The organism is Pseudomonas sp. GW821-FHT09H03 (assembly GCF_059415945.1).
The window spans coordinates 10,774-31,302 of record NZ_JBWKOF010000028.1; the positions used below are offsets into that span (position 1 = coordinate 10,774).

Genomic DNA, 20,529 nt, shown 5'->3' on the forward strand with positions numbered 1-20,529 from the left:
AGCGCCATGGGGTCGGCAAACCCCATGGTCTCGGGCAGGCGCGCTATCAGGTTTCATTCGGGATTGACTGGTACGCCATTCACCGGCACCGGGATGTTGGCTATCCCATCGATCTGGAGATCATTACCGGTTCGACGGTAATAATCGGCAATCAGCTGGAGGCTGTCAGCCGTGAATGGATTGCCGCCGAAGTCAAATCCTGCACCGATATCGGCATTGACCTCCAAAAGGTCGACGGGCATCTCGGTAATTGCGTTAAAGCTCAAGTCGGCGTCTACCCGGATATCGTTACTGAGCAATCCCCTCGGAATCTCCGTGAGCCCACAACGGCTCAGGTTCAATGACAACTGCGTCATGTTGCTCAGATCGGGTGCGAGCCCCAAAGGGTTATTCCTCAGGTTGATCAGCTCAAGGCGCGTCATTTCTGCCAACCCATTGCGGGTTTGTTCGGTCAGGGTGATGCGGCATTCAGGCAGGCTCAGCTCGCTCAGGCTTCGCATCCTGAACACGCTGTCGGGGATGTTATCCAGTTGGTATCCGCGCACGGTCAGGCGCTCCAGGTTGGGAAAGTACTCCAGGAACTGGCTCGCTCGCGGGGCGATGTGACCGGTGCTGGTGAGCATCAGTTCAGGGACATGGCTGAAGCCGGCTGTCAGTACTGGAAGATCACCCATAATCGGCAGCGTCGACACGAACGCGAACTCGCTGGCGGCCGCATTGACTGTGGGTATTCGGCGCCAGCAACGTTCAAGGTCTTGCTTGAACTGATCCCTTTTGACGTGCTCCTGGTACATCTCATCGGCCGTGAGGGGCGTACCGGATTCAGGATGGATGTTGGGAACGTCGTTCGACCATACGGTGAGGTCGCTGATCATGTCGGCAAGCTCGGCCTCCTTGCGCGCCAGAACGATCCGGCCCTCCGGCAACGTGCCAGGCAAGCGATAGATATAGTCACTCGCTTCTTCTCTATCCAGCCCTGGGTACAGGTCTCTCACTCGATTGATGTCCACCTGTTCGGCGAATACCCCAAGGTCCCGTCCGGTTTGACCGAAGTAGATTTTGATCCGCTCGCGGGAGGTGGCAGACAGCGGATTGTTCGCAAAATCAAAGCCTTCGCTGATGTCGCCCGGCAGTTCAAAGATAAAGGCGGGCAGTTCACTTATCTGATTGTCATAGAAGATGGCGGTTCGAAGTCGCGGGCAATTGCGCAGTCCCGCGGGAATGCTGGTGATGCCGGTACTGGAAAGGTCGATGTAGGTCAGTTTGGGGAGCGCGTCGATCTCGGGGGCGAAACCAAGCGGGTTGTTTTCCAGGTCGAGTACCGACAACTCATGCAACTGGCCAAGGGATGCCTGAACTGCGGGCGTGAGGGCGATGCCACAATCACTCAGGATCAATTCGTCCAGCCCGGTCATGTTCGCAATCGTCTCGGGCATGCGGTTCAGGACAAAATTACGCATTTCCAGGCGACGCAAGCCAGGGAAACGCCCAAGGAAAGGTTCGATCCCGCGGGCCGCACTGCTGCCATTGAGCGACAGCATGGAGATGTGACCGTAGTCGGCGCTCAAGGTCGGCAGATCGCCGAGTATCGGCTGGGAAAATACAATGCTGTAGCCGTGATCTGCGCCCGCTTCGGGGTCATACAAGTCTGTCTCCTTGCGCCAGCCACGCAGCAGTTGCTCGCGCAGCAGTCTGCGGTTCTGTATTTGTGCGGCTGTTTCCAGCGGGCTGAGTCTTGCGTTGGTTTGCGGATGAAAGGCTGGTGGGTTGTTAGCCCAGATTTGAAGGTCGTTCAATAACTGGAAATACTCGTCGCGCAGACGAGAAAGTTCCGCGCGCGGGCCAGCGGGGTGACCTTGCAGTCTTTGAACCAGGGCCTGATTCTCCAGCGGGGAAAGCCTGGGGTAAAGCTCGCGCACTCGTTCTGCCAGTGTTCGGGGTACTTCGCTCCTGAGGCGGGGATAACCGTTCGTGCCCAATAGGCGCAGTGTGTCTATGGGGGGGGCCGGAATGGGTGGGTTCGCAATCGCCGTTCGAAGCTCCGATCGCTGCAGAGGGGAATCGTGTATGGCCCGCTGCAGTTTGTGTCCTTGACCGATTTGATAACCCAGCGCCTGGCGCTCCGCGTCAGGCAAGGCCTGCAAGACACTGGTGTAGAAATCCGAGGCCCCATGCAGTTGCTGCCCGCGGTCGTCAAACGTCTCGAAGGTGCCGGACTTCTGTCGTACCAGCACTTTTTGTATGGGCGCATCCTGAGGGCCGATGCTGTCTGCCACGGGGGCCTCATAAAACTGTTCGCGGATTTCCAGGCGTACCTCGCGGGACCAGCCGGGCAGTGTTTCCAGGCTTCGGAGCATCAGTGTGTCGGTGTCCGGATTTGCGACAGCGTCGAGATCCAGCCCTTCGTAGGCGCGGGTGACGCGCACTTCCTGCTCGGCAAAACTCGCGAGCCGTTCCAGCCTCTCGGGTAGGTGGCCTTCACTGATTTGCAGCAGTTCGGTGCCCGTGGCGTTGTTGACAAGTTCCTGCGCCACGCTTTTCGGTAACTGCGGATGAGCCTGCACGATGTCTTGTACGAAGGGGTCGTTGCTTTGCTCAAGGGCTTTGTAATGAGCGTCAAAAAGTTCGGATTTATTGTCCCTGATGATTTGCGCCAGCTTCTTTCTCAGTGCGGGGGTGCGGCTTTCAAGGGCATTGAGCGGATTACCGAACGCTTCATTTGTCGACAGGTTGAGCTTGCCTTCGTTGAGTGTTTGAAGCAGCGTCTTGAGAAGGTCTCCATCGATCAACTGGTCTTGTCGCAGGTCGATCGGGGTTAGATCGTCCCGGGTCGAAGACTCCCAGGCCAACTGCCCTTGCTCATCCCAAAGACGCAGTCTGCTGCGTTCAGGCAATAGTCCGCTTTCGTTCAGGATTCGAAGTTGGGTCGCGGGGTCGGCATTCAAGTATTGCTCAGGTTGGTCACTGGCCAGCTGCTCAGAGACGCGCTGCAACTGCTCATCGATGGTAAAGCGCTCGAGCGTGTCGGCGAGCAGCGGCGGCAAGGGTTCCTGATTGACGTGCATTTTGCGCAAGGCGTCTTCAGAGCTGCCGCTGATTTCTAGCATGCGTTCTCGTTGAGCGGGGGAAAACGACTCGACCCTGTGCCCGATGCGGTCCAGTGATGTGGCTTTATCCCACTCCATCGGATGTTCCAGCTCGGTGTGCCAGGCGCCATCACCATTACCCCGCAGAGTCGGCTTGTAAGCATCGGCACGGGTCGGGTGCTCAATCTGATGGTTCTGGGACAGTGGGTCTTTGCTGACAACGAAGTGTTCGCCTTCGATGGGCAGAATGTCTCTGCCTTCATGCTGATGCAAGCCCAGGCTATTGGGTCTGGAGCTCTCTGGCAGTGGGATTTTCTGCTTGTAGGTCGTCAGGTCGAGCTTCCAGTAAAGGGTTTTTCCGCCAGGACCTGCAACGGGTTTGAACCGATCGATGAATGCTACGATTTCGCGAGGAAGTACCTTGCGGAACTCACCGATGACAATGGCGCCACCCACTAAAAACATCCCCAGCTGGATGAGCGATTCAGCAGCGCCCATCACGTGTTCAAAGGCTTCGGCTGTCTGGCCCTCGGCCCATTCGATGATCCCTTCGAAGGTTTCATCGAGCATCTGCCAGGCCATGTAAGCGAGCATCGCCTCACCCAAAAAAGGTATGAATGGCAGGAGTACGAATGAAGTGACCTCCAGGATCGATTTGGCGATGCTGGTCACCGAATCCAGGAATGCCCAACGAACCCGTTGATCGACTTGCGCGGTGGGGATGGCGATGGCCCGTGCATCGTTAAGGATCTTGTTCAGCCGGGTCTGGTAAAGGTGTTGCGGCAGGTCGCCTTCAATGGGGGTGGCTGCCAGATTCAGATTGGGGGCCTCAAGCGGCGTCTCTCGCCAGGTGGGTAAACTGCTGCCGGCCTCAGGTGTATGCCACTGGATTTGAGCCAGGCTGGCATTGAGTTGACCGAAGAAGTGGCCTCTGCCTTCATGCGGGATGAACCGGCTGAAGAAGCGCTGGTAATCGGGGTCGCGCAGTTGCCGCGCCAGCTCCCTGACAAAATCGCTCGTTGAAGGGTATTGCTTGATCGGGTGCTCAGGGTCATCCGGGACATACACCACAATCTGTGCAGTGTCGCGGGTCTGTTCAAGTTGTCGGGAAAAAAGCATAACACCGGTGAGCGGCGTGGACAGGATCGACAGCTCGTGACAAAGCATGGAGGTGCGGTTCAGTCGCAGGCCTTCCAGGCCATCCATCAGGCCTTCGATCATTAGCGCGTTTGCCTCTTGAACGTCCCTGTTCATTCGGGCGAACAGCAGCGCAGCCTTTAACGCCGCCGCCTGGCTTTCATCGACGTGGCGGCGCAGCACGGCAGCGGCGACTGGATTGGTTACGCCAAGGTTATCTTCGAGGTATTCCTGATATTTGCGCCCGATGTCCAACTCCCGGCACAGTCGGGTAAAGCCCGCGATGCCAACCGTCTCTTTGAGGCCGGCAATTGTCTGGAAATGACCCAGTTCATCGGGTTTGGTGATGAATGAGGAGTCCGCTTCATAAGCCTCTTCAAGGGTTTCACTCTCCTCAAAATTGTGCAGCGCGGCGTCCAGTAGCGACACTGTCCAGATCCGGGCGGCGCCCAGTTGTAGAGGGATGTACAGACGCAAGAAGGTTTTACGTACATCCAGGTTCGGCAGGTCGAAGCGCTCATTCAACGCGTTGACCAGCAAGGGCTCGGCAAAACCGGCGGCGTCCTGCAGTTTTTCCAGTATTCGATCGACTTTGTTCTGTACGGTCCACTGCTGCGCAATGAGCGCTCTCAAAACTGCATGCGAAGCGGCGGGCAGGTGCTTGAAGTGCTCGGGCATCCCTGGTCGAACGCGGCTAAATGCCTGGCGTTTTACCGGAATCGCCTCGCCAAGCCAGCGCGGCACGCTATGTTGCAGGGGCGCATAGTGCTCGTCGGGGTGTTCGCCGGGAAATGCGTGGGCCGTTGCTGGTGTTGACAGGTTCTGTTCTGAAGTTGGCACGGTGATGACCCTCGAGGGTTTAAATAAGCCTCAATGGAAAACGATGCCGATGATCGGGGGGCGGTACATATTTATAGGGTGCAGGTGACGCTGCCTATAAATCGCCGGGGCAGTTAAACTGCGCCTTTGCGACCCTATATGTCGCATTGCCGTAAACCCGGGAAAATCCGGGGTTTGCGCTATAAGAAGTTGTCGCTTGGCGGCAAGGCCGGGCTGAAAACTGTCCTTACAATCCTCACCAAGCTCGCCAGTTTCAGGCGAGTGTTTTCTCTTCAGGAGACTCCGATGTCCGTTGAGCACGCTGCGGTACAACGCGCCGATTTCGATCAGGTAATGGTTCCCAACTATGCGCCTGCCGCATTCATTCCTGTGCGTGGCGCCGGTTCCCGCGTCTGGGACCAGTCCGGTCGCGAGCTGATCGACTTCGCTGGCGGGATTGCCGTTAACGTATTGGGCCATGCGCACCCGGCGCTGGTCGGTGCCTTGACCGAGCAGGCGAACAAGCTGTGGCACGTGTCCAACGTGTTCACCAATGAGCCGGCCTTGCGCCTGGCCCACAAGCTGATCGACGCCACCTTTGCCGATCGCGTGTTCTTCTGCAACTCCGGCGCCGAAGCCAACGAGGCCGCCTTCAAGCTGGCCCGTCGCGTCGCTTTCGATCGTTACGGCAGCGAGAAGTACGAAATCATCGCAGCGCTCAACAGTTTTCATGGCCGTACCCTGTTCACCGTGAACGTCGGTGGCCAGTCGAAGTACTCCGACGGTTTCGGCCCGAAGATCACCGGTATCACCCACGTGCCGTACAACGATCTGGCCGCGCTGAAAGCCGCCATTTCCGACAAGACCTGCGCCGTGGTTCTGGAGCCGATCCAGGGTGAGGGCGGCGTGCTGCCGGCTGAACTGGCCTACCTGCAAGGCGCCCGTGAGCTGTGCACCGAGCACAACGCGCTGCTGGTGTTCGACGAAGTGCAAACCGGCATGGGCCGCAGCGGCAAGCTGTTTGCCTACCAGCATTACGGCGTGACCCCGGACATCCTGACCAGCGCCAAGAGCCTGGGCGGTGGTTTCCCGATCGCGGCGATGCTGACCACCGAAGAGCTGGCCAAGCACCTGGTCGTCGGCACCCACGGCACCACCTACGGCGGTAACCCGCTGGCGTGCGCCGTTGCCGAAGCCGTGATCGACGTGATCAACACGCCTGAAGTGTTGGCCGGCGTCAACGCCAAGCACGACAAGTTCAAGACCCGCCTTACGCAGATCGGCGAGAAATACGGCCTGTTCACTCAGGTTCGTGGTCTGGGCCTGTTGATCGGTTGTGTGTTGAACGACGCCTGGAAAGGCAAGGCCAAGGACATCTTCAACGCCGCTGAACAAGAAGGCCTGATGATTCTGCAAGCCGGCCCGGACGTCATTCGTTTCGCCCCGAGCCTGGTGGTGGAAGACGCCGATATTGATGCTGGCCTGGATCGCTTCGAGCGCGCCGCGGCAAAACTGACGCAAGCCTGATAGACCCTTCGGCGCCTGATTGTCAGGCGTCGAACCTGATTTTGTATGCCGGCCCCGCTTTTCTGTAGGAGCGAGCCTTGTGGCGAGGGGGCTTGCCCCCGTGGGGGTGCGAAGCACCCCTGAAAACAGTCAGCGCGCTAATCAATCAGAACGCATTGACTGTTTTCGCGATTGCTGCGCAATCGAACGGGGGCAAGCCCCCTCGCCACGCAAAGTAGCTCCCACCGTTGACTCTGAGTTGTTTCAGGGATGGCCCGGGATTTTTTCTTCTGTAAGTTCTGAGATAAAGGAGTGACACCATGCTGGTGATGCGCCCCGCGCAAATGGCTGATCTGGGCGAGGTACAGCGTCTGGCTGCGGACAGCCCGATTGGTGTCACTTCCTTGCCGGATGACGTTGAACGCCTGAGCGACAAGATCGCCGCGAGCGAAGCCTCGTTCGCCGCCGAAGTAAGCTTCAACGGCGAAGAGAGTTATTTCTTCGTCCTCGAAGACACCGCCACCGGCAAACTCGCCGGTTGCTCGGCCATCGTCGCGTCGGCCGGTTATTCCGAGCCGTTTTACAGCTTCCGCAATGAAACCTTCGTGCACGCCTCTCGCGAGCTGAAGATTCACAACAAGATCCACGTGCTCTCCCAGTGCCACGACCTGACCGGCAACAGCCTGCTGACCAGTTTCTACGTGCAGCGCGAGCTGGTGGGTTCGCCGTGGTCGGAACTCAATTCCCGCGGCCGTCTGCTATTCGTGGCCAGCCATCCCGAGCGCTTTGCCGATTCGGTGGTGACCGAGATCGTCGGTTACAGCGATGAAAACGGCGATTCGCCATTCTGGGACGCCATCGGACGCAACTTCTTCGACCTCAACTACGCCGAAGCCGAGCGTCTGTGCGGCCTGAAGAGCCGGACGTTCCTTGCCGAACTGATGCCGCATTACCCGATCTATGTGCCGCTGCTGCCGGACTCCGCTCAAGAGGCGATGGGCCAGGTGCATCCACGGGCGCAGATCACCTTCGACATCCTGATGCGTGAAGGCTTCGAGACCGATCACTACATCGACATTTTCGACGGCGGCCCGACCTTGCACGCCCGCGTCTCGGGGATCCGTTCGATCGCCCAGAGCCGTGTGGTGCCGGTCAAGATCGGCGAGCCAGTCAAAGGTGTCGGTCGCCAGTACCTGGTGTCCAACGCCCAGTTGCAGGATTACCGCGCGGTGATGCTCGAGCTCGATTACGCGCCGGGCAAACCCGTGACCCTGGACCTGGAAGCGGCCGAAGCCCTGGGTGTCGGCGAAGGTGCCAGCGTGCGCCTGGTAGCCGTTTAAAACGCCTGAGTTTCCTGCAAAGCAGCGAGTTTCACGGGTGGCGCAAGCGGCCCGTTTGAGGAGATAGCATGATCGTTCGTCCCGTACGCAGCAGCGATTTACCCGCTCTGATCGACCTGGCCCGTAGCACCGGCACCGGCCTGACCACCTTGCCGGCCAACGAAGAGCGCTTGGCCCATCGGGTTGGCTGGGCCGAGAAGACTTTCCGCGGCGAAGCCGGGCGGGGCGATGCGGACTACCTGTTCGTGCTCGAAGACGACAATGGTCGCGTGGTGGGCATTTCCGCTATTGCCGGCGCCGTCGGCCTGCGTGAGCCGTGGTACAACTTCCGGGTTGGCCTGACCGTCAGCGCCTCCCAGGAGCTGAACATCTACCGCGAAATCCCGACGCTGTTCCTGGCCAACGACCTGACCGGCAACTCTGAGTTGTGCTCGCTGTTCCTGCACGCCGATTACCGCACGGGCCTCAACGGCCGCATGCTGTCCAAGGCGCGGATGCTGTTCATCGCCGAGTTTTCGCAGATGTTCGGCAACAAGATCATTGCCGAGATGCGCGGTGTGTCCGACACAGCTGGGCGTTCGCCATTCTGGGAAAGCCTGGGCCGGCACTTCTTCAAGATGGAGTTCAGCCAGGCCGATTACCTGACTGGCGTGGGCAACAAGGCGTTCATCGCCGAGCTGATGCCGAAGTTCCCGCTGTACACCTGCTTCCTGTCGCCGGATGCGCGCAACGTGATCGGTCAGGTGCACCCCGACACCGAGCCGGCGCTGGCCATGCTCAAGAGCGAAGGCTTCAGCTATCAGGGCTATGTCGACATCTTCGACGCAGGTCCTGCGATCGAGTGCGAAACCGGCAAGATCCGCGCGGTGCGTGACAGTCAGGCGCTGGTGCTGGCCATCGGCACGCCGGGTGACGACGCGACGCCGTTCATCATTCACAACCGCAAGCGCGAAGACTGCCGGATCACTGCCGCTCCCGCACGTCTGGCCGCCGGCACCCTGGTGGTCGACCCGTTGACTGCCAAACGTCTTCAACTCAACGCCGGTGACCAAGTGCGCGCCGTGGTGTTGTCCGCTGCACGGGAGTCGAAATAATGAAGTCGCTATACATTGCAGGTGAATGGCTGGCGGGTCAGGGCGAAGCCTTTGAGTCGCTCAACCCGGTGACCCAGCAAGTGCTGTGGTCCGGTGTCGGCGCCACCACTGCTCAGGTTGAATCGGCTGTGCAAGCGGCGCGACAGGCGTTTCCGGGCTGGGCCCGCATAACGCTGGAGGAGCGCATTGCCGTGCTGGAAGCCTTCGCCGCCGCCTTGAAAAGTCGCGCAGACGAAATGGCTCACACCATTGGCGAAGAAACCGGCAAGCCGCTGTGGGAAGCCGCGACCGAAGTGACCAGCATGGTCAACAAGATCGCGATTTCGGTGCAAAGCTACCGTGAACGTACCGGCGAGAAGAGCGGCCCGCTGGGCGACGCCACCGCCGTGTTGCGCCACAAACCCCACGGTGTGGTGGCGGTGTTTGGTCCTTACAACTTCCCTGGTCACTTGCCCAACGGTCACATCGTGCCAGCGCTGCTGGCCGGTAACAGCGTGCTGTTCAAACCTAGCGAACTGACGCCGAAAGTCGCCGAGCTGACGCTCAAGTGCTGGATCGAGGCAGGGTTGCCGGCGGGCGTGTTGAACCTGCTGCAAGGCGCGCGGGAAACCGGTATCGCCCTGGCGGCGAACCCGGGTATCGACGGCCTGTTCTTCACCGGTTCCAGCCGTACCGGCAATCACCTGCACCAGCAATTCGCCGGTCGTCCGGACAAGATCCTTGCGCTGGAGATGGGCGGCAACAACCCGCTGGTGGTCGATCAGGTCGCCGACCTCGACGCTGCGGTGTACACCATCATTCAGTCGGCATTCATCTCTGCCGGTCAGCGTTGCACCTGTGCCCGCCGTCTGCTGGTGCCGCAAGGCACCTGGGGCGACACACTGCTGGCGCGTCTGGTGGCGGTCAGTTCGACCATTGCGGTCGGTGCTTTCGACCAGCAACCGGCGCCGTTCATGGGCTCGGTGGTTTCCCTCGGCGCGGCGAAAGCGCTGATGGATGCCCAAGAGCATCTGTTGGCCAATGGCGCTGTGGCGCTGCTGGAAATGACCCAGCCACAGGCTCAGTCGGCCTTGTTGACCCCGGGCATTGTGGATGTCAGCGCCGTGGCCGATCGTCCTGACGAAGAGCTGTTTGGTCCGTTGCTGCAAGTGATCCGCTACGCTGATTTCGAGGCCGCGATCGCTGAAGCCAACGACACCGCCTACGGCCTGGCGGCCGGCTTGCTGTCGGATTCCGAGGCGCGTTATCAGCAGTTCTGGCTGGAAAGCCGTGCGGGTATCGTCAACTGGAACAAGCAATTGACCGGCGCCGCGAGCAGCGCACCGTTCGGCGGCGTCGGAGCCTCGGGCAACCATCGCGCCAGCGCCTACTACGCGGCGGATTACTGCGCGTACCCGGTGGCCTCGCTGGAAACACCGAGCCTGGTGATGCCGGCCGCTTTGACGCCTGGCGTGAAGATGGCGTAGCGCCCATTCGCGAGCAAGCCCGCTCCCACAGGAGTTGCGTCGAACACAAAATGTGTGAGCACCTCTGAACCTGTGGGAGCTGGCTTGCCAGCGAAGGCCGCGACTCGGTCTAAAAGAATTGTTACCTGAGCCTATAACAACAGATTCTCGTGGAGCCTCGCTGATGAAATCCTATGAAGTCAATTTTGACGGTCTAGTGGGGCCGACCCATAACTACGGCGGCCTGTCCTACGGCAACGTCGCGTCCCAGAGCAACAGCCAGCAGTCCTCCAACCCCAAGGAAGCGGCGCTGCAAGGCCTGGCAAAAATGAAAGCGCTGATGGAAATGGGCTTTCAGCAAGGCGTGCTGGCGCCGCAGGAGCGCCCGGATGTGGCCGCGCTGCGTCGCCTGGGTTTCAGCGGTAGCGACGCTCAAGTGATCGAGCGCGCCGCCAAAGAAGCGATGCCGCTGCTGGTTGCCAGTTGCTCGGCGTCGAGCATGTGGGTGGCCAACGCCGCCACAGTCAGCCCGAGCGCCGACACCGCTGATGGTCGCGTGCATTTCACCGCCGCCAACCTCAACTGCAAATACCACCGCAGCATTGAGCACCCGACCACCAGCCGCGTGCTGGGGGCGATGTTCGCCGATCAGAAGCACTTCGCCCATCACGCTGCCTTGCCAGCCGTGGCGCAGTTCGGTGACGAAGGCGCGGCGAACCACACGCGCTTCTGCCGCGAATACGGCGAAGCCGGCGTCGAATTCTTCGTTTTTGGTCGCAGTGCATTCGACACCCGCTACCCGGCACCGCAGAAATACCCGGCGCGCCAGACCCTCGAAGCGTCCCAGGCCGTTGCTCGCCTGCACGGCTTGAGCGATGACGGTGTGGTCTACGGCCAGCAGAATCCGTCGGTGATCGATCAGGGCGTGTTCCACAACGATGTGATCGCCGTGGGCAATGGCGAGGTGTTGTTCTATCACGAGGACGCCTTTCTCGAGACCGAAAAGATGCTCGCTGAACTGCAGAGCAAACTCGCTAAAGTCGGTGGGAAATTTCAGTCGGTCTGTGTTCCGCGTTCTGCGGTCAGCGTCGATGACGCGGTTCGTTCCTACCTGTTCAATAGCCAGCTGCTGTCGCGTCCTGACGGCTCCATGCTGTTGATCGTGCCGGAAGAATGCCGTGGCAACGAGCGCGTCTGGCAGTACCTGCAAGGTTTGACCAGCTCCGGCGGCCTGATCCGCGAGGTCAAAGTCTTCGATCTCAAGCAGAGCATGCAGAACGGCGGTGGCCCGGCTTGCCTGCGGCTGCGCGTCGCACTCAACGAAACCGAGCTGGCGGCCGTCAACCCAGGGGTTATCATGACGGCACCGTTGTACGGCACACTGACCGAATGGGTCGAAAAGCACTACCGCGACCGCATGGCCGAAAGCGATCTGGCGGACCCGCAGTTGCTGCTTGAGTGCCGGACGGCACTGGATGAACTGACGCAAATCCTTAAACTGGGCGCGGTTTATCCATTCCAGATCAATTGATCGTCGATGCGCTGCCCTGTGTGGCCGCGCACCGTTTCATCTCCAATGAGAGCGTAAAGACATGAGCGATTCCCTGCAGCTGATCCTTGAAGACACCGACGGCACGCAACTGGAAACTTCCTGCACCCGCGTCGCGGTCATGTGGCAAGGCAAGGAGCTGTGGATTCAGCAGGACGGCCGTGGCCAGCTGCTGATCGGCGTGGACGTTGAAGAAGGCGACGAAGAGTACGCCAACCTGCTGCTGCGCCCGTTGGCGACTAATCTGGTAAGTCTGCAACTGGAAATGGAACCGGCTGACCTCGGCGACGACGAGGACCACGTGCACGGTCCGGATTGCAACCACGACCATTAAGGAACCGCTCTATGCTCGCCCTCGGCAAACTGCTTGAACTGACCCTCGCCGGCCGCGAACCGGCGGAGAAGACTCAACTGACTGTCGAAGGCGTGCGGATGCGCTGGTTGAGCGAAGGTGCGCTGGAAGTCCGGCCACCGCAAGCGCGTGACAACGGCCTGGACCTGCTGCTGTCGGCGGGCATCCATGGCAACGAAACAGCGCCGATCGAGTTGCTCGACCGCCTGTTGCACGACATCGCCCGTGGCGACCTCAAGCCGCGCGCGCGCATTCTGTTCCTGTTCGGCAACCCCGAAGCGATTCGCAAGGGCGAGCGTTTCGTCGAGCAGGACGTCAATCGGCTGTTCAACGGCCGTCATGAACAAAGCAGTGGCTGCGAAGCCCTGCGCGCCTGTGAACTGGAACGCCTGGCGGCGAGCTTCTTCAGCCTGCCGGATCGCCAGCGCCTGCACTATGACTTGCACACAGCGATTCGCGGCTCGAAGATCGAGCAGTTCGCCTTGTATCCCTGGAAAGAAGACCGCCAGCATTCGCGTCTGGAGCTGGCACGTTTGCGCGCCGCCGGCATGCAAGCGGTGCTGCTGCAGAACAAGCCGTCCATCGTCTTCAGTTCCTACACCTACGACAAGCTCGGTGCCGAGTCCTTCACCCTTGAACTGGGCAAGGCGCGGCCGTTCGGGCAGAACTCGGGGGTCAATGTTTCCTTGCTGGAAAACCGCCTGAAACAGATCATCGAAGGCACCGAGCCGGAAATGAGTGAAGAGGCGCTCGATGGTTTGCAGCTATTCAGTGTGGCGCGGGAAATCATCAAGCACAGCGACAGCTTCCGCCTGAACCTGCCGGTGGATGTCGAGAATTTTTCCGAGCTGGAAGTGGGTTACCTGTTGGCGGAAGACATCGCCAATACCCGCTGGATCATCGAAGAGCAGGGCGCGCGGATCATCTTCCCCAACCCCAAGGTGAAAAACGGCCTGCGTGCCGGCATCCTGGTGGTGCCGACCACCGACGAAAACCTGGCTTAAGACCAATACAAAACCTATGTGGGAGCGGGCTTGCTCGCGAAGACGGATTCACATTCAACGCATTCGTTGAATGTAAAATCGCTTTCGCGAGCAAGCCCGCTCCCACATTTGATATGGGTGAAGCGAAAGACTTCACCCATATCACGGGTTCGAGTTTTAGACAGCTACCGCACGCGGCTCGGTGCGACGCAGCGCACGTATCTTGTGCAGGGTATCGGCACAAGTCTTCGCCGCTTCCTGGCCTTTATGCACGAAATGCTCGAAGAAGAACTTCTGATGTTCTTCGCCGGCATGGAAGTGGTGCGGGGTCAGGGATACCGAGAACACCGGCACTTCAGTTTCCAATTGCACCTGCATCAGGCCGCTGACCACCGACTGGGCAACGAACTCGTGACGGTAGATCCCGCCGTCCACCACCAGGGCGGCGGCAACGATGCCGGCATAACGACCGGTCTTGGCCAGCAACTTGGCGTGCAGGGGCATTTCAAAGGCGCCGCCGACTTCGAAGAAGTCGATGTCGGATTCCTGGTAACCCTGGGCAATCATTTCGGCGACGAAGCCTTTACGGCTCTGATCGACAATATCCTTGTGCCAGCAGGCCTGGATGAACGCTACGCGCTCGCCATGATGGTGTTTGCTTTTGCTATCGATTGCGGTGGGTTGCATGTTCTGATTCCTGTTTGTGTGAAAAACAGGGCTTATGAATCGAATGGGATTCAAGGGTACGCACGAGCGCAAAAAAAAGCCTGCGGGCGGCCCTTCGGTGTCAATCCCGTTCTCTCTTCATCCGGACTATGACCGTCGGCCCCGGGATCACACCGGGTCTGCTGACCTTGCCGTCATGCACAGCCATTGCCGTGCCTGTCGCCAAGCGCTCGCGGGCTATGCGCATTGCGCGCAATTACCGCCGGTGGGGAGTTACACCCCGCCCTGAGAACGTTTTTGCCGCCATTATGTTTGGCTGCGCAGCGTTTTTATCACATATTTGCGGTATGCGCATGGCCAATACCGGTCAGTCGGGGTGTACAACCTGTGGGAGCGGGCTTGCTCGCGAAGACGGTTTAGCATCCAACGCAAATGTTGACTGTCAGTGCGCCTTCGCGAGCAAGCCCGCTCCCACATGGATTGTGCTTTCCTGACTTTTCCTCGTTCAAGGCTTGATTATTGGCCGGCATGCCCGCAGTAATTCTTTCCTGAAAGGGATTTCCCCCTGCTTACCGAGGCCAGATTCATGAGTGTTATTGATCTTCGCAGCGACACCGTCACCCAACCTTGCGCCGGCATGCTCGAGGCAATGACCAAGGCCGCCACCGGTGATGACGTGTATGGCGAAGATCCGACGGTCAATCAGTTGGAAGCCGAACTGGCCCGGCGCCTGGGTTTTGCCGCGGCACTGTTCGTGCCGACCGGCACCATGAGCAACTTGCTCGGCCTGATGGCCAACTGCGATCGCGGTGACGAATACATCGTCGGTCAGCAAGCCCACACCTATAAATACGAGGGTGGCGGTGCTGCGGTGCTCGGCTCGATCCAGCCGCAGCCGCTGGAAGTGCAGGCAGATGGCTCGCTGGACCTGGCTCAGGTGGCGGCAGCGATCAAGCCTGACGACTTTCACTTCGCCCGCACCCGCTTGCTGGCCCTGGAAAACACCATGCAGGGTAAGGTTTTGCCCCTGGATTACCTGGCTCAAGCGCGCAGTTTTACCCGCGACCACGGGTTGCAATTGCACCTGGACGGCGCACGGCTGTACAACGCGGCGGTCAAGCTGGGTGTGGATGCCCGGGAAATCACCGCGCATTTCGATTCGGTCTCGGTGTGCCTGTCCAAAGGCCTGGGCGCACCGGTCGGTTCGGTGCTGTGCGGCTCGGCCGAGTTGATCGGCAAGGCCCGGCGCCTGCGCAAGATGGTCGGTGGCGGCATGCGTCAGGCCGGAATTCTCGCGGCGGCAGGCCTGTATGCGCTGGATAACAACGTAGAACGCCTGGCCGATGACCATGCCAACGCGCAAATGCTGGCCGAAGGCCTGCGCGGGGCGGGGTTCGAGGTCGAGCCGGTACAGACCAACATGGTTTACGTCGCCATGGGCGACAAAGCCGAGGCCATCAAGGCGTTTGCCGCCGAGCGCGGGATCAAGCTCAGCGCGGCCGCACGTCTGCGCATGGTTACGCACATGGACGTCAGCCGCGCGCAAATAGAGCAGGTCGTCGCGGCATTCGTCGACTTTTCCCACAAGTAACAGGGTTAGCGGTCCAATTGACCGTTTCTATCGTATAAACACGCTGTACCCCGCGCGCAGGGCCGATATAATGCGGCCCTTTGCCGTCGCTTCGTCTGTTGACGTTTCGAACAGGCCTTTGGCCGCAGCCTCCGTGGAAGAACCTAATGAAAAGCGCAGAAATCCGTGAAGCCTTCCTTCGCTTCTTCGAAGAGCAAGGCCACACCCGTGTAGCCTCCAGCTCTTTGATTCCGGGCAACGACCCAACCCTGCTGTTCACTAACGCGGGGATGAACCAGTTCAAGGACTGCTTCCTGGGCCAGGAAAAACGTGCGTACATCCGTGCGACCAGCAGCCAGAAATGCGTGCGTGCCGGTGGCAAGAACAGTGACCTGGAAAACGTCGGTTATACCGCTCGTCACCATACGTTCTTCGAAATGCTCGGTAACTTCAGCTTCGGTGACTATTTCAAGCACGACGCGATCACCTTCGCCTGGACCTTCCTGACCGGCGTTCTGAAACTGCCGAAGGAAAAGCTCTGGGTCACCGTCTACGCCTCTGACGACGAAGCGTATGACATCTGGACCAAGGAAATCGGCGTGCCGGTCGAGCGCATGATCCGCATCGGCGACAACAAAGGCGCGCCATACGCCTCTGACAACTTCTGGACCATGGGCGACACCGGCCCGTGCGGCCCGTGCACCGAGATTTTCTACGATCACGGCGACCACATCTGGGGTGGCCCACCGGGCTCGCCGGAAGAAGATGGCGACCGTTACATCGAAATCTGGAACAACGTGTTCATGCAGTTCAACCGCACCGCCGATGGCGTGTTGCATCCGTTGCCAGCGCCGTCGGTCGACACCGGCATGGGCCTGGAGCGGATCAGTGCGGTGATGCAACACGTCAATTCCAACTACGACATCGACCTGTTCAAGAACCTGCTGAAAGCCTCTGCTGAAGCCATTGGTTGCGAGAATGGCGATCAGTCGTCGCTCAAGGTTGTGTCCGACCACATCCGTTCGTGCGGTTTTCTCATCGCCGATGGCGTGCTGCCGTCCAACGAAGGTCGCGGTTATGTACTGCGTCGGATCATCCGTCGCGCCTGCCGTCACGGTAACAAGCTGGGCGCCACCGGCAGCTTCTTCTACAAGATCGTCGCGGCGCTGGTTGCCGAGATGGGCGAAGCCTTCCCGGAACTGAAGAAGCAGCAGAGCAACATCGAACGCGTGCTCAAGGCCGAAGAAGAACAGTTCTCCAAGACCCTGGAGCATGGCCTGAAGATTCTCGAGCAGGATCTGCTCGAGCTCAAAGGCACCGTGGTGCCGGGCGACGTGGTGTTCAAACTCTACGACACCTACGGTTTCCCGATGGACCTGACCGCGGACATCGCCCGCGAGCGCAGCCTGACTGTCGACGAAGCCGGTTTTGAGCGTGAAATGGAAGCCCAGCGTGTTCGCGCGCGTTCGGCCAGTTCCTTCGGCCTGGACTACAACACCCTGGTCAAGGTTGATGTGGCCACCGAGTTCACCGGCTACAAAGACACCAGCGGTTCGGCGAAAATTGTCGCTATCTATAAAGAAGGCCAGTCGGTCGACGTCTTGAATGAAGGCGAAGAGGCGGTAATCGTTCTGAACCAGACGCCGTTCTACGCTGAATCCGGTGGCCAGATCGGCGACTGCGGTTATCTTCAGGCGGGCAGCGCACGTTTCGACGTGCGCGACACCACCAAGACCGGCGGCGCCTTTCTGCACCACGGTGTGCTGGATTCGGGTAGCCTGACCATCGGCGCGCCGGTGGAAACCCACGTGGATGCCGAGGTGCGTCACGCGACTTCGTTGAACCACTCGGCCACCCACTTGCTGCACGCCGCATTGCGTCAGGTATTGGGCGAGCACGTTCAGCAGAAAGGTTCGTTGGTTGATAGCCAGCGCCTGCGCTTCGACTTCAGCCACTTCGAGGCGATCAAGCCGGAACAACTGAAGGCCCTGGAAGATATCGTCAACGCTGAGATTCGCAAGAACTCCGCCGTCGAGACCGAAGAAACCGATATCGAAACCGCGAAGAAGAAGGGCGCCATGGCGCTGTTCGGCGAGAAGTACGGCGACGACGTGCGCGTGCTGAGCATGGGCGGCGACTTCTCCGTCGAGCTGTGCGGTGGTATCCATGCCAACCGTACCGGCGACATCGGCCTGCTGAAAATCATCAGCGAAGGCGGTGTGGCGTCGGGTGTACGGCGTATCGAGGCGGTCACCGGTGCTGCGGCACTGGCCTACTTGAACGCGGCAGAAGAACAACTCAAGGAAGCGGCCAACCTGGTCAAGGGTAGCCGCGACAACCTGATCGACAAGCTGTCAGCCGTGCTGGAGCGCAACCGTCTGCTGGAGAAACAACTCGAGCAACTGCAAGCCAAGGCTGCCAGCGCTGCGGGCGACGATCTGTCGGCCCAGGCCCTGGACGTCAAGGGCGTGAAAGTGCTGGCCGTGCGTCTGGACGGTCAGGATGGCAAGGCGCTGTTGGCGCTGGTCGATCAACTGAAAAACAAACTCGGCCGCGCAGTGATCCTGCTCGGCAGTGTCCATGAGGAGAAGGTCGTTCTGGTTGCAGGCGTAACCAAAGACCTGACTGGCCAACTCAAAGCCGGTGATTTGATGAAGCAAGCCGCTGCGGCAGTGGGCGGGAAGGGCGGTGGTCGTCCAGACATGGCGCAGGGCGGCGGTACCGACGCTGACGCACTGGATGGTGCATTGGCCCTGACCGTTCCATTTGTAGAGCAGGGTCTATAAGGCAGTGTTTGCGGCCGGCAGTCTAGTGGCTGGCCGCAACGCTGTTTGAGTGATTATTTGGGCGCCCTTCATGGGCAGAGGCGGCTTTGAAATGGCTTTGATCGTACAGAAATTTGGAGGCACCTCGGTCGGCACTGTCGAGAGAATCGAACAGGTCGCCGACAAGGTTAAGAAATTCCGCGATGCGGGCGATGACCTGGTGGTTGTGCTGTCTGCAATGAGCGGCGAAACCAACCGTCTGATCGATCTGGCCAAGCAAATCAGTGGTGACGGCCAGCCAGTTCCCCGTGAGCTGGACGTGATCGTTTCCACCGGTGAGCAGGTGACGATTGCCTTGTTGGCCATGGCGCTGATCAAGCGCGGCGTGCCAGCGGTGTCCTACACCGGCAACCAGGTGCGGATTCTGACGGATAGCGCGCACAATAAAGCGCGTATCCTGCAGATTGATGACCAGAAGATTCGCGGTGACCTGAAGGCCGGTCGTGTAGTCGTTGTCGCCGGTTTCCAGGGCGTCGACGAGCACGGCAACATCACCACCCTCGGTCGTGGCGGTTCCGACACCACGGGCGTGGCCCTGGCGGCAGCCCTGAAGGCTGACGAGTGCCAGATCTACACCGACGTCGATGGTGTCTACACCACCGACCCGCGTGTGGTGTCCGTGGCCCAGCGCCTGGACAAGATCACCTTCGAAGAGATGCTGGAAATGGCCAGCCTCGGTTCCAAGGTGTTGCAGATCCGCGCAGTCGAGTTCGCCGGCAAGTACAACGTTCCGCTGCGCGTACTGCACAGCTTCAAGGAGGGTCCGGGCACCCTCATTACTATTGATGAAGAGGAAACCATGGAACAGCCGATCATTTCCGGTATCGCTTTCAACCGCGATGAAGCCAAGCTGACCATCCGTGGCGTGCCAGACATCCCGGGCGTTGCTTTCAAGATTCTCGGCCCGATCAGCGCCGCGAACATCGAAGTCGACATGATCGTGCAGAACGTTGCGCACGATAACACCACCGACTTCACCTTCACCGTACACCGCAATGACTACCAGGCCGCGCAAGCGGTGCTGGAAAAAACCGCTGGTGAGCTGGGTGCCCGTGAAGTCGTGGGCGACACCAAGATCGCCAAGGTCTCGATCGTCGGTGTCGGCATGCGCTCGCACGCAGGTGTCGCCAGCCGCATGTTCGAATCCCTGGCCAAGGAAAGCATCAACATCCAGATGATCTCGACTTCGGAAATCAAAGTCTCCGTAGTGATCGAAGAGAAGTACCTGGAACTGGCTGTGCGCGCTCTGCACACGGCTTTCGAACTGGACGCACCGGTCCGCCAGGGCGAGTGATGCGTTTACCAATGGGCGCGGTCTGACCGCGCCCTTTGTTTTTTTGAATGGCGTGACCCAAGGCTGTTCTTTTGCTCGCGCTGGTCAATACTCAGGCATGTAGGACTGCGACCGCTCCGGTTGTGGGTCGAGTGCCTTTTTTTTGCAGACTGTAGTCCCTGAAATGAAATGCGTGAGGAGAAAGGTATGCTGATTCTGACTCGTCGGTGCGCAGAAAGCCTGATTATCGGTGATGGCGAAATCACCGTGACCGTGCTCGGCGTCAAAGGAAATCAAGTGCGCATCGGTGTCAACGCCCCTAAAGAGGTTGCGGTCCACCGTGAGGAAATTTACCTGCGTATCAAGAAAGAGAAGGACGAAGAACCAAGCCATTAATTTTTATCGTTTTTTATGTTTGCAAACGGGGAAAAGGTTGGTTAAGATACGCCCCGTGTTGCGGAGAGCTGGCCGAGTGGCCGAAGGCGCTCCCCTGCTAAGGGAGTACACCTCAAAAGGGTGTCGGGGGTTCGAATCCCCCGTTCTCCGCCATTATTTGCGTAGTACGTTGTAATCTGGCTTCTTCGGTAAGTTGTTGAAATTACTAGAAAAAGTGTTTGACATAGAGATTAGACGGCCTATAATGCGCGGCAACAAATGCACTCGTAGCTCAGCTGGATAGAGTACTCGGCTACGAACCGAGCGGTCACAGGTTCGAATCCTGTCGAGTGCACCATTTAAGAGTTGTTTGCAGCAATGCAGGTAACTTGGCTTCAACCAGTTGTGATCTGGTATAAAAACACAACTTGCACTCGTAGCTCAGCTGGATAGAGTACTCGGCTACGAACCGAGCGGTCACAGGTTCGAATCCTGTCGAGTGCACCTAC

The 20,529-nt window shown here is 59.4% G+C and carries 13 protein-coding genes, 3 tRNA genes and 1 riboswitch; of the genes, 14 read left to right on the forward strand and 2 right to left on the reverse strand.

What is annotated here, in order from left to right:
* Nucleotides 1-53 precede the first annotated feature (53 nt).
* Nucleotides 54-5,063, reverse strand: a complete 5,010-nt coding sequence (locus tag AC07OG_RS25710; protein WP_495068457.1) for a dermonecrotic toxin domain-containing protein — start codon at nt 5,061-5,063, stop codon at nt 54-56.
* A 285-nt stretch (nt 5,064-5,348) separates the two neighbouring features.
* Here AC07OG_RS25710 and AC07OG_RS25715 point away from each other — a divergent pair, with 285 nt between their 5' ends.
* From AC07OG_RS25715 to astE, 7 genes are all read left to right on the forward strand, one after another.
* A complete protein-coding gene (locus AC07OG_RS25715; protein WP_218425981.1) occupies nt 5,349-6,569 on the forward strand; it encodes an aspartate aminotransferase family protein in 1,221 nt (406 codons plus the stop codon).
* Between the two features lie 299 nt (nt 6,570-6,868).
* Nucleotides 6,869-7,888 (forward strand): arginine/ornithine succinyltransferase subunit alpha, encoded by a 1,020-nt coding sequence (gene aruF / locus AC07OG_RS25720; protein ID WP_060539734.1) that lies wholly within the window; start codon nt 6,869-6,871, stop codon nt 7,886-7,888.
* 68 nt (nt 7,889-7,956) lie between these two features.
* A complete protein-coding gene (gene astA / locus AC07OG_RS25725; protein ID WP_218425982.1) occupies nt 7,957-8,982 on the forward strand; it encodes an arginine N-succinyltransferase in 1,026 nt (341 codons plus the stop codon).
* Entirely contained in the window at nt 8,979-10,448 is a 1,470-nt protein-coding gene (gene astD / locus AC07OG_RS25730; RefSeq protein WP_495068461.1) for a succinylglutamate-semialdehyde dehydrogenase, read from the forward strand. The genes astA and astD overlap by 4 nt, the downstream gene beginning before the upstream one ends.
* A gap of 163 nt (nt 10,449-10,611) precedes the next feature.
* Nucleotides 10,612-11,958 (forward strand): N-succinylarginine dihydrolase, encoded by a 1,347-nt coding sequence (astB, locus tag AC07OG_RS25735; protein ID WP_060539737.1) that lies wholly within the window; start codon nt 10,612-10,614, stop codon nt 11,956-11,958.
* Between the two features lie 61 nt (nt 11,959-12,019).
* Nucleotides 12,020-12,310 carry a hypothetical protein gene (locus AC07OG_RS25740; protein WP_060539738.1) on the forward strand — a complete coding sequence of 97 codons (291 nt, stop codon included), beginning with the start codon at nt 12,020-12,022 and terminating at the stop codon, nt 12,308-12,310.
* A gap of 11 nt (nt 12,311-12,321) precedes the next feature.
* Nucleotides 12,322-13,332, forward strand: coding sequence for a succinylglutamate desuccinylase (gene astE, locus AC07OG_RS25745; protein WP_060539739.1), 1,011 nt, complete (start codon nt 12,322-12,324; stop codon nt 13,330-13,332).
* 156 nt (nt 13,333-13,488) lie between these two features.
* Here astE and AC07OG_RS25750 read toward each other — a convergent pair whose 3' ends face one another.
* Nucleotides 13,489-13,998 carry a 6,7-dimethyl-8-ribityllumazine synthase gene (locus AC07OG_RS25750; RefSeq protein ID WP_060539740.1) on the reverse strand — a complete coding sequence of 170 codons (510 nt, stop codon included), beginning with the start codon at nt 13,996-13,998 and terminating at the stop codon, nt 13,489-13,491.
* Nucleotides 13,999-14,102: 104 nt separating this feature from the next.
* A riboswitch (FMN riboswitch) is annotated at nt 14,103-14,274 on the reverse strand.
* A gap of 289 nt (nt 14,275-14,563) precedes the next feature.
* Here AC07OG_RS25750 and ltaE point away from each other — a divergent pair.
* From ltaE to AC07OG_RS25785, 7 genes are all read left to right on the forward strand, one after another.
* Entirely contained in the window at nt 14,564-15,568 is a 1,005-nt protein-coding gene (gene ltaE / locus AC07OG_RS25755) for a low-specificity L-threonine aldolase (protein ID WP_495068458.1), read from the forward strand.
* A 146-nt stretch (nt 15,569-15,714) separates the two neighbouring features.
* A complete protein-coding gene (gene alaS / locus AC07OG_RS25760; RefSeq protein WP_495068459.1) occupies nt 15,715-18,333 on the forward strand; it encodes an alanine--tRNA ligase in 2,619 nt (872 codons plus the stop codon).
* Between the two features lie 91 nt (nt 18,334-18,424).
* The gene (locus AC07OG_RS25765) at nt 18,425-19,666 is read left to right on the forward strand and encodes an aspartate kinase (RefSeq protein WP_060539743.1); all 1,242 of its coding nucleotides are present in this window, start codon (nt 18,425-18,427) and stop codon (nt 19,664-19,666) included.
* A 186-nt stretch (nt 19,667-19,852) separates the two neighbouring features.
* Nucleotides 19,853-20,041 carry a carbon storage regulator CsrA gene (gene csrA / locus AC07OG_RS25770; protein WP_002554426.1) on the forward strand — a complete coding sequence of 63 codons (189 nt, stop codon included), beginning with the start codon at nt 19,853-19,855 and terminating at the stop codon, nt 20,039-20,041.
* 62 nt (nt 20,042-20,103) lie between these two features.
* A tRNA-Ser gene (locus AC07OG_RS25775) sits at nt 20,104-20,194 on the forward strand.
* A 107-nt stretch (nt 20,195-20,301) separates the two neighbouring features.
* A tRNA-Arg gene (locus tag AC07OG_RS25780) sits at nt 20,302-20,378 on the forward strand.
* Nucleotides 20,379-20,450: 72 nt separating this feature from the next.
* A tRNA-Arg gene (locus AC07OG_RS25785) sits at nt 20,451-20,524 on the forward strand.
* The last annotated feature ends 5 nt before the right edge of the window (nt 20,525-20,529 follow it).